Annotated in this window: 11 protein-coding genes; 7 read left to right on the forward strand and 4 right to left on the reverse strand. The window is 71.7% G+C overall.

The window, feature by feature from the left end; genetic code table 11:
* The first annotated feature begins 4 nt into the window (after positions 1 to 4).
* From ACF1G2_RS28175 to ACF1G2_RS28200, 6 genes are all read left to right on the forward strand, one after another.
* The gene (locus ACF1G2_RS28175) at positions 5 to 1,753 is read left to right on the forward strand and encodes a PQQ-binding-like beta-propeller repeat protein (protein WP_391800980.1); all 1,749 of its coding nucleotides are present in this window, start codon (positions 5 to 7) and stop codon (positions 1,751 to 1,753) included.
* 179 nt (positions 1,754 to 1,932) lie between these two features.
* Positions 1,933 to 2,622, forward strand: coding sequence for a LuxR C-terminal-related transcriptional regulator (locus ACF1G2_RS28180; protein WP_391800981.1), 690 nt, complete (start codon positions 1,933 to 1,935; stop codon positions 2,620 to 2,622).
* A 136-nt stretch (positions 2,623 to 2,758) separates the two neighbouring features.
* Complete coding sequence (gene galT / locus ACF1G2_RS28185; RefSeq protein ID WP_391800982.1) at positions 2,759 to 3,802, forward strand: galactose-1-phosphate uridylyltransferase; 1,044 nt, start codon at positions 2,759 to 2,761, stop codon at positions 3,800 to 3,802.
* Complete coding sequence (galE, locus tag ACF1G2_RS28190) at positions 3,799 to 4,779, forward strand: UDP-glucose 4-epimerase GalE (RefSeq protein WP_391800983.1); 981 nt, start codon at positions 3,799 to 3,801, stop codon at positions 4,777 to 4,779. The genes galT and galE overlap by 4 nt, the downstream gene beginning before the upstream one ends.
* Positions 4,776 to 5,936, forward strand: coding sequence for a galactokinase (gene galK, locus ACF1G2_RS28195; RefSeq protein WP_391800984.1), 1,161 nt, complete (start codon positions 4,776 to 4,778; stop codon positions 5,934 to 5,936). Before galE ends, galK begins: the two co-directional genes overlap by 4 nt.
* Before the next feature lie 311 nt (positions 5,937 to 6,247).
* Positions 6,248 to 7,021, forward strand: coding sequence for a response regulator transcription factor (locus ACF1G2_RS28200; protein WP_352188480.1), 774 nt, complete (start codon positions 6,248 to 6,250; stop codon positions 7,019 to 7,021).
* Here the strand turns inward: ACF1G2_RS28200 and ACF1G2_RS28205 are convergent.
* On the reverse strand, positions 6,980 to 7,477 hold the full coding sequence (locus tag ACF1G2_RS28205; RefSeq protein WP_352188481.1) for a MarR family transcriptional regulator: 498 nt from the start codon (positions 7,475 to 7,477) through the stop codon (positions 6,980 to 6,982). The two genes, ACF1G2_RS28200 and ACF1G2_RS28205, sit on opposite strands and share 42 nt — an antisense overlap.
* Positions 7,478 to 7,608: 131 nt before the next feature.
* Here ACF1G2_RS28205 and ACF1G2_RS28210 point away from each other — a divergent pair, with 131 nt between their 5' ends.
* Complete coding sequence (locus ACF1G2_RS28210; protein ID WP_391800985.1) at positions 7,609 to 8,451, forward strand: trans-aconitate 2-methyltransferase; 843 nt, start codon at positions 7,609 to 7,611, stop codon at positions 8,449 to 8,451.
* A 96-nt stretch (positions 8,452 to 8,547) separates the two neighbouring features.
* Here ACF1G2_RS28210 and ACF1G2_RS28215 read toward each other — a convergent pair whose 3' ends face one another.
* From ACF1G2_RS28215 to ACF1G2_RS28225, 3 genes are all read right to left on the reverse strand, one after another.
* Positions 8,548 to 10,254: an FG-GAP repeat domain-containing protein gene (locus ACF1G2_RS28215; protein WP_391800986.1), complete on the reverse strand. Its 1,707-nt coding sequence runs from the start codon at positions 10,252 to 10,254 to the stop codon at positions 8,548 to 8,550.
* Positions 10,255 to 10,465: 211 nt separating this feature from the next.
* Positions 10,466 to 11,140, reverse strand: coding sequence for a TetR/AcrR family transcriptional regulator (locus ACF1G2_RS28220; RefSeq protein ID WP_383178713.1), 675 nt, complete (start codon positions 11,138 to 11,140; stop codon positions 10,466 to 10,468).
* The gene (locus ACF1G2_RS28225) at positions 11,140 to 12,126 is read right to left on the reverse strand and encodes an acyl-CoA desaturase (protein WP_391800987.1); all 987 of its coding nucleotides are present in this window, start codon (positions 12,124 to 12,126) and stop codon (positions 11,140 to 11,142) included. The genes ACF1G2_RS28220 and ACF1G2_RS28225 overlap by 1 nt, the downstream gene beginning before the upstream one ends.
* Positions 12,127 to 12,245: the final 119 nt, after the last annotated feature.

Genomic DNA, 12,245 nt, shown 5'->3' on the forward strand with positions numbered 1-12,245 from the left:
CACCATGACGCAGCCGCCGCCCCCGCCCAACCAGCCCCCGGGCCCACCGCCGAACCAGCCGCCGCAGGGCGGGTTCGGTGCGCCGCAGGACCCGCCGCCCGGGGGGTTCGGCGCGCCCACGCCGCCGCCGAACCAGCCGTCGTACGGCTACCCCCAGCAGCCGCCGACCCAGCCGCAGTACGGCTACCCGCAGCAGCCGCAGCAGCCCTACGGGTACCCCACCCAGCCGCAGCAGCCGTACGGCTATCCGCAGCAGCCCGCGCCCGTGGCCCCCGGTGGCGGCAGGAAGCTGTCCGCGCAGATGCAGATCGTCATCGCCGCCGTCGTCGCCGTCGCCCTGATCGTCGGCGGCGGGATCTGGTACGCGAGCTCCGGCGGCGGTGACGAGAACGACACCGCGGGCGGCACCACCGGCTCGACCCAGGGCCAGGGCCAGGACAAGGACAAGGGCAACGGCCTCGGCGGCAACGGCAAGGAGAAGGTGCCGGGCAACACGCAGGCCACGCTCAAGTTCCAGCTCCCCGAGCCCAAGGTCGAGGACATCACCGACGTCGGCGGCTCCTGGATCACCGACAAGGCGTACGTCAAGACGGGCGTCAACTCGATCGTCGGCTACGACCTCGACAAGGGCACCCCGGTCTGGACCCTGCCCCTGCCGGGTCAGGTCTGCGGCACCTCGCGCCACACCACCGCCGACAACAAGACCGCCATCCTCTTCGAGGCGACCAAGCGCGTCGGGCCGAGGTTCTACCAGCCGTGCACCGAGGTCGGGGTGGTCGACCTGACCACCGGCAAGCTGGTGTGGTCCACCTCCGTCTCCGGCGGCAACGCGGGTGACGGCAAGGCCAAGTTCAGCGAGGTCACCCTCAGTGGCACGACCGTCGCGGCCGGCGGCACCGACGGCGGCGCCGCCTTCGACCTGGCCAACGGCAACCCGCGCTGGAAGCCCCAGGCCAACGCCCAGGACTGCTACGACATGGGCTACGGCGGCGGCGAGGGCCTCGTCGCGGCGCGCAAGTGCGGCTCCTACGGCAGCCAGTACGTCGTCATCCAGAACCTCAACCCGACGACCGGCCAGCCCATCTCCCAGTACAAGATGCCCACGGGCGTGGAGTACGCGGCGGTCGTCTCGACCAAGCCGCTCGTGGTCGCCGCCGACGTCGGCGACACCGCGGGCGACGGCAGCGGCATCTCGGACTTCTTCTCCATCGACGAGAAGACCGGCAAGCTGAAGGCCAAGATCGCGGCGAACGCGGACCGCTTCGCGGGCCGTTGCCGCTCCACCGAGGTCGAGACCTGCAGCAAGATCGTCGTCGGCAACGGCCGGCTCTACCTGCCCACCGAGGAGCACGAGGGCTCCACCGGTGAGTACGGCGACGAGACGAACGAGATCCTTTCGTTCGACCTGACCACCGGCAAGCAGAACCCCGAGAAGGCCGACGCCGGCGACCGGTACACGCTGTTCCCGCTGCGCATGGACGGCGGCAACATCATCGCGTACAAGGCCCCGCCGTACGACAAGGGCGGGCAGATCGTCTCCATCGACGGCGGCACCATGAAGCCGACGCTGCTCCTGGAAAACCCGTCGGACAAGACGGTGCGGGACGCCGAGGGCAGCTTCTCGGCGGACTACTCCGAGATGCTCTACGCGAACGGCCGGATGTTCATCTCCGCCGTCAACCTGAGCAAGCCGCGCGAGTCGTCCTCGACGAGCGACAAGGAGTACCTGGCACTGGCGTTCGGCACCGGCTGACCCACGCCCGTACCCGGCAACGGCCCGGCGCGTCGACGCACTCGACGCGCCGGGCCGTTTGCGTGGGGCGCAGTTGGGTGAGTATTCGACAGTCCGGGGGGACAAGCGTGTAGTTTGCCGGGTCATCGGAGTGACTGGGGCCGGGGGACGGCCTCAGGGGGGAACTGAGGGGTTGCTCGATGGGCGTGCGGCTCATGGTGGTCGACGACCACCGACTGCTCGCCGAGGCGCTGGCCTCGGCACTGAAACTGCGCGGGCACCGTGTGCTCGCGGCGGCGGCCCCGGTCGCGGGCGCCGCGGAGCTGGTGGTGAGCCGGGCGCCCGAGGTGTGCCTGCTCGGCACGGCCGCCCCGGCCCAGCCGGGTGCCTTCGACCCGATCGTACGGATCAAGCGCGAGCGGCCGCAGGTGGCCGTGGTCGTGCTGGGACCGGTGCCCTCGCCGCGCGGGATCGCGGCGGCCTTCGCGGCCGGCGCCTCGGGATACGTACGGCACGACGAGCGCATCGAGGGCGTCGAGCGGGCGCTGATCAAGGCGCGGGCCGGGGAGTCGGCGGTGGCGCCGCAGCTCCTCCAGGGGGCGTTCACGGAGCTGCTCAACCCGGCGGCGCAGCCCGACGACGAGGGGCAGCGGCTGCTGCGGATGCTGACGCCGCGCGAGGTCGAGGTACTCGTCCGGGTGGCGGAGGGCGAGGACACCCGGCTGATCGCCGCCGGGATGGGGATCGCGCCGAGCACGGCGCGCACCCATGTGCAGCGCGTGCTCATGAAGCTGGGGGTCGGCTCCCGGCTGGAGGCCGCCGCCCTGGCCGCGCGGACGGGTCTGCTGGATCACGCGCCGGTGCCCGGGGCCCGCACCGAGTACCCCTGACCCGCCGCGCCGCCGGACTCCGCGGCCCGGACACATCCGACGTCAACCTGCACGGGGCTCTCTCACCGTTGACTGTCGATGTTTGATTGTGGTTCCTTGTGCGTGGTTCTGTTCGGTTCCCCGCTGAGGACACCCCGTGAAGAAGACCGTCACCACCCTCGCCGACGGGCGCGAGCTCATCTACTACGACGCGCGGGACGACGCGGTCCGCGACGCCGTCGACGCCCGGCCGCTGGACCCCGTCTCCTCCGCCTCCGAGATCCGCTACGACGCGCTGCTGGGGGACTCGGTCGCCGTCGCCTCGCACCGACAGAGCCGGACCTACCACCCGCCGGCCGACGCGTGCCCGCTCTGCCCGTCCCGCGACGGCCGGCTCAGCGAGATCCCGTCGCCGGACTACGACGTCGCGGTCTTCGAGAACCGCTTCCCCTCGCTCGCGGGGGAGAACGGCAGGTGCGAGGTCGTCTGCTTCACCTCCGACCACGACGCCTCCTTCGCCGACCTCACCCCAGAGCGGGCGGCGCTCGTCCTGGAGGCCTGGACCGACCGCACGGCCGAACTCGCCGAACGCCCCGGCGTCGCGCAGGTCTACTGCTTCGAGAACCGCGGCGCCGAGATCGGCGTCACCCTCGGCCACCCCCACGGCCAGATCTACGCCTTCCCGTACGTCACCCCCCGTACGGCCCTGATGCGGCGCCAGGCCGCCGGGCACCGCGCCCGCACCGGACGCAACCTCTTCGACGACGTCGTCGCCCGTGAGCGGGAGGACGGCGTCCGCGTGGTCCTGGAGAGCGAGCACTGGATCGCCTTCGTGCCGTACGCCGCGCACTGGCCGTACGAGGTCCACCTCCACCCGACGCGCCGGGTGCCCGACCTGCGCGCGCTGGACGAGGGGGCCCGCACAGACTTCCCACAGATCTATCTGGAACTCTTGAGGCGCTTCGACCGGATCTTCGGACCCGGCGAGCCGCCCACGCCGTACATCGCCGCCTGGCACCAGGCGCCGTTCACCGGTGAGGACCGCGAGGAGTTCGGACTGCACCTGGAGCTTTTCACCGTCCGAAGGGCGCCTGGCAGGCTGAAGTACCTCGCGGGCACCGAGTCCGGCATGGGCGCGTTCATGAACGACGTACCGCCGGAGGCGGCGGCCGCACGACTCCGAGAGGTGGCGACCCGATGACGGCCGCGACATTCAAGTACCTGGTGACCGGCGGCGCGGGATACGTGGGGAGCACGGTCGCGCGCCATCTGATCGAGGCGGGCCACCGGGTGACCGTCCTCGACGACCTCTCCACCGGCTTCGCCGAAGGCGTCCCGGCCGGCGCGGAGTTCGTCGAGGGCCGCGTCCAGGACGCCGCGAAGTGGCTGGACGGCTCCCACGACGGCGTGCTGCACTTCGCCGCCTTCTCCCAGGTCGGCGAATCGGTCGCCGAGCCCGAGAAGTACTGGGAGAACAACGTCGGCGGGACGATGGCCCTGCTCGCCGCCATGCGCACCGCGGGCGTGGGCAAGCTGGTCTTCTCCTCCACGGCCGCCACCTACGGCGAACCGGAGTCCGTCCCCATCACGGAGTCCGCGCCGACCGCCCCGACGAGCCCCTACGGAGCCTCCAAGCTCGCCGTCGACCACATGATCGGCGGCGAGTGCGCCGCCCACGGCCTCGCCGCGGTCTCGCTGCGGTACTTCAACGTGGCGGGCGCGTACGGCGCGTGCGGCGAGCGCCACGACCCCGAGTCGCACCTGATCCCGCTCGTCCTCGACGTCGCCCTCGGCAGGCGCGAGGCGATCAGCGTGTACGGGGACGACTACGCGACCCCCGACGGCACCTGCGTCCGTGACTACATCCATGTCGCCGACCTCGCCGAGGCCCACCTCCTCGCCCTGGACGCCATGACCTCAGGCGAGCACCTGATCTGCAACCTCGGCAACGGCAACGGCTTCTCGGTGCGCGAGGTCGTCGAGACCGTCCGCGAGGTGACCGGCCACCCGGTCCCCGAGATCGCGGCCGCGCGCCGGGCCGGCGACCCCGCCGTCCTCGTCGCCTCGGCCGAGGCCGCGCGCGAGCGGCTCGGCTGGAATCCGTCCCGCCCGGACCTGGCGGACATCGTGCGCGACGCCTGGGCGTTCGCCAGAGAGAGGGAGCGGGACCGCGGATGAGCGTGGCGGGCGAGTTCGAAGCGCTGTACGGGGCGGCCCCGGAGGGCGTCTGGGCCGCCCCCGGGCGGGTCAACCTGATCGGTGAGTACACCGATTTCAACGACGGCTTCGTCATGCCGCTGGCCCTGCCGCACACGGCCGTCGCCGCCGTCTCCCGGCGCCACGACGGGGTGCTGCGGGTCCACTCGGCCGACGTCCCCGGCGGGATCGTCCGGCTCGGCCTGGACGCGCTGGAACCGCTCGCCCCGCTCGCGGGCGGTGCCGGAGCGAGCTGGGCCGCGTACCCGGCCGGCGTCGTCTGGGCGCTGCGCGAGGCCGGCCACCCGGTCACCGGTGCGGACATCCACCTGGCGTCGACCGTGCCCACCGGTGCGGGCCTGTCGTCCTCCGCCGCCCTGGAGGTCGTCTGCGCGCTCGCCCTGAACGAGCTGTTCGGTCTCGGGCTCTCCCGCCCCGAGGTCGCCGTCCTGGCCCAGCGCGCGGAGAACGCCTTCGTCGGGGTCCCGTGCGGGGTCATGGACCAGATGGCGTCCGCGTGCGCGATCGAGGGCCACGCGCTCTTCCTGGACACCCGCGACCTCTCGTACCGGCAGGTGCCCTTCGACCTGGCCGCGCAGGAGCTGCGGCTCCTCGTGGTGGACACCCGGGTGAAGCACGCGCTCGGAGACGGCGCGTACGCGGAGCGGCGCGCCGGTTGCGAAGCAGGCGCGCGGGCGCTCGGTGTGCGCACGCTGCGCGAAGTCCCGTACGTGCACCTGCTCGACGCTCTCGCGCGTTTGAGCGAGGAATCGGTTCTTCGCTATGTCAGGCACGTGGTTTCGGACAATCACCGGGTCGAACGGACGATCGCCCTCCTCGACGCCGGGGACGCGGCGGCCGTCGGTCCGGTCCTGACCGAGGGCCATGCCTCGCTCCGGGACGACTTGCGTGTCTCCTGCCCCGAGCTCGACCTCGCCGTCGAGGCGGCGAACGCGGCCGGCGCGCTGGGGGCGCGGATGACGGGCGGCGGGTTCGGCGGCTCGGCGATCGTGCTGGTGGCCCGCGAGCGGGCGGACGCGGTGGCCGCGGCCGTCGAGAAGGCCTTCGCCGGGGCCGGGTTCGCCGCGCCGCGCGTCTTTCCCGCCGTGCCGTCCCAGGGGGCCCGCAGGGAGGCGTAGCGCGTCGCCGGGAACCCCTGAGCGCGGGAATCCTTCGGAATTGTCGACTTCTGTCCCGACCGTGCTCTGGTGACACAGGAGTACCCACCGTGTTCGGTCACTTCTCCCAATCGCCTTCACCGGCGGCCCCCCGCCCGTACTCTGATGCACAGCGCCGGTGGGGGCCGGTGCTGATCAGGGGGCGTGACCAGTCGGGTACGGCGCCCGGGACGGGGTAACAGTCACTGCACGGCGGCGGCCGCGCGATCGACGGACCCTCGTCCCCGGCGCCGTACCCGCGCCGGTCCGTTCCTCGACACTTGGGGGTGTCCGTGGCTCGCATCCGGGTCCTGGTGGTGGACGATCACCGCATCTTCGCCGAGTCGCTGGCCGCCGCGCTCGCGGCGGAGCCCGACGTCGACGTGTCCGCCGCGGGCAGCGGTCCGGCCGCCGTGCGCTGTCTGGACCGCGCGGTCGCCGAGGGACGCCGGTACGACGTGATGCTGGTCGACGCCGACCTGGGCGCGGTCGCCGGCCCCGCCGCCTCCCTGACGGTCGCCCAGGCCGTGCCGGACGACGGCGGGGGTGTCGTCGACGGCATCTCGCTGGTCGCCGGGGTCCGTTCGACCCAGCCAGCCGTCCGCACGGTCGTCCTCGCGGAGAAGGACGACCCGCACCGGGCGGCGCTCGCGCTGCAGGCCGGGGCCTCGGGCTGGGTGGCCAAGGACTGCTCCCTGCAGCGGCTCCTCGCCGTGATCCGCGGGGTGCTGCGCGACGAGACGCATCTGCCGCCCGCGCTGCTGACCGGCGTGCTGCGGGAGCTGACGGCGGCCCGCAAGCACCGCACCGAGAGCGAGCAGCTCGTGGAGTCGCTGACCCCGCGCGAGCGCGAGGTGCTCCGCTGCATGGTGGCGGGCCTGGGCCGCAAGGCCGTCGCCGAGCGCCTCTTCCTCTCCCCGCACACCGTCCGTACGCACATGCAGAACGTGCTCGGGAAGCTGGGCGTGCACTCCACGCTCGCCGCGGTCGCGCTGGCGCGCCGCGCAGGGGTCGGACCCGCCGAGCTATCCGGGGATGTTGTCGAACGGGGCGGTCAGCTGGCGTAGCAGCGCCGCCAGTTCGCCGCGCTCGCCGCGGGAGAGCTGGGCCAGGATGGCCCGCTCCTGGGCGAGCAGTCCGGCGAGCGCCTGGTCGGCCCGGTCACGTCCCTCGGGCGTCAGGCGGACGAGTACCCCGCGCCGGTCGCTGGGGTCGGGAAGCCGCTCCACCAGGCCCTTCTTGGTGAGCCGGTCGATGCGGTTGGTCATGGTGCCCGAGGTGACCAGAGTCTGGGTGAGGAGCTGGCCGGGGGAGAGCTGGTACGGGGCTCCCGCGCGGCGCAGCGAGGTGAGGACGTCGAACTCCCAGGGCTCCAGCTGGTGCTCGGCGAAGGCGAGCCGACGGGCGCGGTCGAGATGGCGGGCGAGCCGCGAGACGCGGCTGAGCACCTCGAGCGGCTCCACGTCGAGGTCCGGGCGCTCGCGGCGCCATGCAGCGACCAACCGGTCGACCTCGTCCTCCATGACGATCAGTGTAGAGGGTCTGTTGACATAAAGTCTCTTGACGTCAAGATATATTCGGATGGACTATGGGGAAGGACCGGCCCGGGACCTAGTTCCGCTTCGGCAGCTCGTTCCAGCAAGGGGGCTCGAACATGCATTCCGCACCATCTTCCGCTTCCGCGGCGCCAACGTGGGATCCGCAGCAGTACCTGCGGCATTCCGGCCACCGCACCCGTCCGTTTCTCGACATGCTCTCCCGAATACCGCGTCTTCCCTCCGTGGGCAGCCCGGCCAGGATCGCCGACCTCGGCTGCGGTCCCGGCAATGTGACCGCGCTCCTCGCCGACCGTTGGCCCGACGCCCACATCACCGGATTCGACCTCTCTCCCGACATGCTGGAACGGGCCGAGAAGGACTGGGCCGGCACCACGGCCGGCGGCGGCTGGCTGGACTTCCGTCCCGCCGACGCGGCGCACTGGACCCCGGAAGAGCCCTACGACCTGATCGTCTCCAACGCCGCCCTGCAATGGGTCCCCAACCACCCCGAGTCGTTCGCCGCCTGGATCGACGCCCTCAAGCCCGGCGGAACGTTCGCCTTCCAGGTCCCCGGCAACTTCACCGCGCCCAGCCACGCACTGCTCGGCGAACTCTGCGACATGCCCCAGTGGCGCGCCCGCCTCGCCGGCGAGGGGCGCCGCTTCGTCCACATCCTCGACCCGGCCGACTACCTCCTGCGCCTCACCGACCTCGGCTGCGTGACCGAGGTCTGGGAGACCACCTACTCACAGCTCCTCCAGGGCGAGGACCCCGTCCTCGACTGGGTCAAGGGCACGGCGCTCCGGCCCGTCCTGACGGCCCTGGAAGGCGACCGGGCGGCGACGGACGCCTTCCTCGCCCAGTACCGCGACCTGCTGCGCGCCGCCTATCCGCCGGGACCGCGCGGCACCGTCTTCCCGTTCCGGCGGATCTTCGCGATGGCGACGAAGCCGTTGTGACGGCGGCGCGGTGAAACGGCGCCGTGACGCACGGGCGCCCCGCACCGGAAGAACCGGTGCGGGGCGCCTTCGCGTGCCCTGTCCGCCCTGGAGGCGTCAGGACATCGTGTTGTAGATCCCGAACCCGTAGCCGATCCTGGCCCGCGCGGTGAACTTGCCCGCGGAGCTGTTCAGGTAGCCGTACAGATCGCCCGACGAGGTCACACCCAGCAGGTCGCCCTTGCCGTCGGCGTTCAGGTCGCCGGGAGCGACCAGCTTGGCGTACGTGTTCCAGCCGCTGCCGACCTTCACCCGCGCCTTGAACGGCGTGGCCGCGACACCCGTGCCCGCGTACACGTACAGGTCGCCGCCCGAGGTGCGGGCCACGATGTCCGTGCGCCCGTCCCCCGTGTAGTCGCCCGCGCCGACGATCTTGTTGTAGGTGCCCCAGCCGGTGCCGACCTTGATCCGGGCCGCGAACGACGTGCCCTGCCCGTTGCCACGGAACAGGTAGAGCGTGCCCGAGCCGTCACGGCCCAGCAGGTCGCCCCTGCCGTCGCCGGTCAGGTCGCCCGGCCCGACGAGCGTGTTGTACCCGCTCCAGCCGCCGCCGACGTAGTTGCCCTCGACGTAGAGCCCGCCCTGGAAGATCTGCGCGATGTCGGACGAGCCGTCGGGGTTCAGCGAGGACAGGTGCGTGAAGTCGGCACCCGCCCAGCCGCCCGGGTCGCCGATCTGGGCGCGCGCGGCGAGCTTGCCGGTGGTCCGGCTGCCGTACCAGAACAGCGTGCCGGCCTTGTCCCGGGCGAGGACGCCTTCCTTGTTGCCCACCACCGGGTTGTTGCCCGCGCCGCCGAACTGCGGCACGCCGTCCCAGCCGCCGGGGTCGCTGGACTGCACCCGGGCCGCCAGCGTGCCGTCGCCCCTGCCCGCGTAGTACCAGAGCGTTCCGGCGGAGTCGCGGGCGATCAGCTCGCCGTTGCCGTCGCCGTTGTCGTCGCCCACGGGGAAGATCTGGTTGTAGATGTTCCAGCCGCTGCCGATCTTCACCCGCGCGGCGAACGGCGCGCTCTTGTCACCGCGCCCGGCGTAGAACCACAGGGTGCCGGCCGTGTCGCGGCCGATCAGGTCGGCCCAGCCGTCCCCGTTGTTGTCGCCGATGCCGAGGAGCTGGTCGTAGATGTTCCAGCCGCCACCGAGCAGCACACGGGCCGAGAACGGCGCGTTGCGGTTGCCGGTGGCGTAGTACAGGTACAGGTTGCCGCTGTGGTCACGGGCGACCAGGTCCGCACGGCCGTCGTCGTTCACGTCACCGGGTGCGACGATCTTGTTGTAGATCTGCCAGCCGCCACCCGTCCACGCGTGCCACGCACCGGTGGGCGTGGCGTCCGCGTACAGCTGGAGCGAGCCCTGCTCGGTGAGCGTCAGGACCTCCGGACCGCTGGCGTCCCCGTCCTGGTTGCCGATCGGGATGACGTCCTTCGCGGTCTCCGACAGGTTCCCGGCGAAGAGACCGCCCGCGCCCGTCGTCGTCGCGGTGTAGATGTCGCCGCTCCACGAGCGGTAGATCAGGTCGCTGATGCCGTCGCCGTCGAAGTCCGACAGCCGCGGAGAGGCACCGACACCGGAGGCCTGGGCCGTACCCGCGCGCAGGCCGTCCGGCTGGGGCCGCGTGAGCGCCGGCGGGGTGAAGACAGGGGCCGGCTTCTCGACGGCCGGCCCGGGCACGGGCTGGTCGGCCGAGGCCGGGGTCGCGAGCAGCACGCCCGCGGAGAGGACGAGAGCGGTGCATGCCGCGATGCGGCGCGCACGCCTGGTGTGCACAGAACGCAAGAGATCCCCCCCAGGGATCAGAGAAACATAGGACCGGGGGCAGGGTCCGCGACACCTCCGCGCGCAAGCGCTTACGAAGGGCGAACACCCCCCCGGATGTGGAGCGGAGCATACCGCCGATCACCGACAGGAGCTCAACGGATATCCCCGGCAGCGATCACCCCGCCCACGCTGCCGGGACCGACCGGAGCCGCGGCCGGACTCAGCTCTTGCGGTGCCCTATCAGGCGCGGCTTCTGCTCCAGACCGTCGAGACCGTGCCACGCCAGGTTCACCAGATGCGCGGCCACCTCCGCCTTCTTCGGCTTGCGGACGTCCAGCCACCACTGACCCGTCAGCGCCACACTGCCCACCAGCGCCTGCGCGTACAGCGGCGCCAGCTTCGGATCGAAACCCCGGGCCTTGAACTCCAGACCCAGAATGTCCTCGACCTGCGTCGCGATGTCACTGATCAGCGACGCGAACGTGCCCGTCGACTGCGCCACCGGCGAGTCACGGACCAGGATCCGGAAACCGTCCGTGTACCGCTCGATGTAGTCCAGCAGCGCGAACGCCGCCTGCTCCAGGAGCTCCCGCGGATGGCCCGCCGTCAGCGCCCCCGTCACCATGTCGAGCAGCTGCCGCATCTCACGGTCGACCACGACCGCGTACAGCCCCTCCTTGCCGCCGAAGTGCTCGTACACCACCGGCTTGGAGACCCCGGCCTTCGCCGCGATCTCCTCCACCGACGTGCCCTCGAAGCCCTTGGCGGCGAAGAGGGTCCGGCCGATGTCCAGCAGCTGCTCGCGGCGCTCCGCGCCCGTCATCCTCACCCGGCGTCCACGCCGTGGTTTGTTCTCGCTGCCGCTGGTACTGCCGTCGATCGCCACGCTCTCCATCATGCCGCGTCGACAGGCTCGCCCCGGCGCCGGGCTTCGATCCGCGAGGCGTTCGGCCAGCGCACGTCGTACGCCCAGCCCAGCTGCTCGAACCAGCGGATCAGCCGCGCGCTGGAGTCGACCTGGCCGCGCAGCACACCGTGGCGCGCCGACGTCGGGTCCGCGTGGTGCAGGTTGTGCCAGGACTCGCCGCACGACAGCACCGCCAGCCACCACACGTTGCCCGAGCGGTCACGCGACTTGAACGGCCGCTTGCCCACCGCGTGACAGATCGAGTTGATCGACCACGTGACGTGGTGCAGCAGCGCGACCCGGACCAGCGAACCCCAGAAGAACGCCGTGAACGCACCCCACCAGGACATCGTCACCAGACCGCCGACCAGCGGCGGGATCGCCAGCGACAGGATGGTCCAGTAGACGAACTGGCGGGAGATCGCCCGGATCGCCGGGTCCTTGATCAGATCCGGCGCGTACTTGTGCTGAGGAGTCTGCTCCTCGTCGAACATCCAGCCGATGTGCGCCCACCACAGGCCCTTCATCAGCGCCGGCACCGACTCGCCGAACCGCCACGGCGAGTGCGGATCACCCTCCGCGTCGGAGAACTTGTGGTGCTTGCGGTGGTCCGCCACCCACCGCACCAGCGGGCCCTCCACCGCCAGCGAGCCCATGACCGCGAGCGCGATCCGCAGCGGACGCTTCGCCTTGAACGAGCCGTGCGTGAAGTACCGGTGGAAACCGATCGTGATGCCGTGACAGCCGATGTAGTACATCGCCACCAGCAGGCCCAGATCGAGCCAGCTCACCCCCCAGCCCCAGGCCAGCGGCACCGCGGCCAGCAGCGCCAGGAACGGCACCATGATGAACAGCAGCAGCGTGATCTGCTCGATCGAACGCTTGTTGTCCCCGCCGAGCGTGGCGGAGGGCGGAACCGAGCGGTCCTTGAGGTCTTTGCCGGCGGGTTCGAGAACCTCGGGGCTGGAGGTCATGGGCGTCCCCTGGGGGGTGAGGGTGAGGGAATGGAGCCGAGCCTACGGGACCGTAACCTACGGCGACGTAAGTATGGCAGCGCCGTGGCGCGCGGCAAGAGGGCACACGAGGGGCTAGC

It is taken from the genome of Streptomyces sp. NPDC013457, assembly GCF_043089925.1.
In the GTDB taxonomy this organism is placed as follows: domain Bacteria; phylum Actinomycetota; class Actinomycetes; order Streptomycetales; family Streptomycetaceae; genus Streptomyces.

What these genes read in the sequence shown, in the direction of transcription:
- ACF1G2_RS28180 (WP_391800981.1), top strand. Translation starts at nt 1,933, where the DNA reads ATGGGCGTGCGGCTCATGGTGGTCGACGACCACCGACTGCTCGCCGAG.
- ACF1G2_RS28225 (WP_391800987.1), bottom strand. Translation starts at nt 12,126, where the DNA reads ATGACCTCCAGCCCCGAGGTTCTCGAACCCGCCGGCAAAGACCTCAAG.
- ACF1G2_RS28220 (WP_383178713.1), bottom strand. Translation starts at nt 11,140, where the DNA reads ATGGAGAGCGTGGCGATCGACGGCAGTACCAGCGGCAGCGAGAACAAA.
- galK (WP_391800984.1), top strand. Translation starts at nt 4,776, where the DNA reads ATGAGCGTGGCGGGCGAGTTCGAAGCGCTGTACGGGGCGGCCCCGGAG.
- ACF1G2_RS28205 (WP_352188481.1), bottom strand. Translation starts at nt 7,477, where the DNA reads ATGGAGGACGAGGTCGACCGGTTGGTCGCTGCATGGCGCCGCGAGCGC.
- galE (WP_391800983.1), top strand. Translation starts at nt 3,799, where the DNA reads ATGACGGCCGCGACATTCAAGTACCTGGTGACCGGCGGCGCGGGATAC.
- ACF1G2_RS28210 (WP_391800985.1), top strand. Translation starts at nt 7,609, where the DNA reads ATGCATTCCGCACCATCTTCCGCTTCCGCGGCGCCAACGTGGGATCCG.
- ACF1G2_RS28175 (WP_391800980.1), top strand. Translation starts at nt 5, where the DNA reads ATGACGCAGCCGCCGCCCCCGCCCAACCAGCCCCCGGGCCCACCGCCG.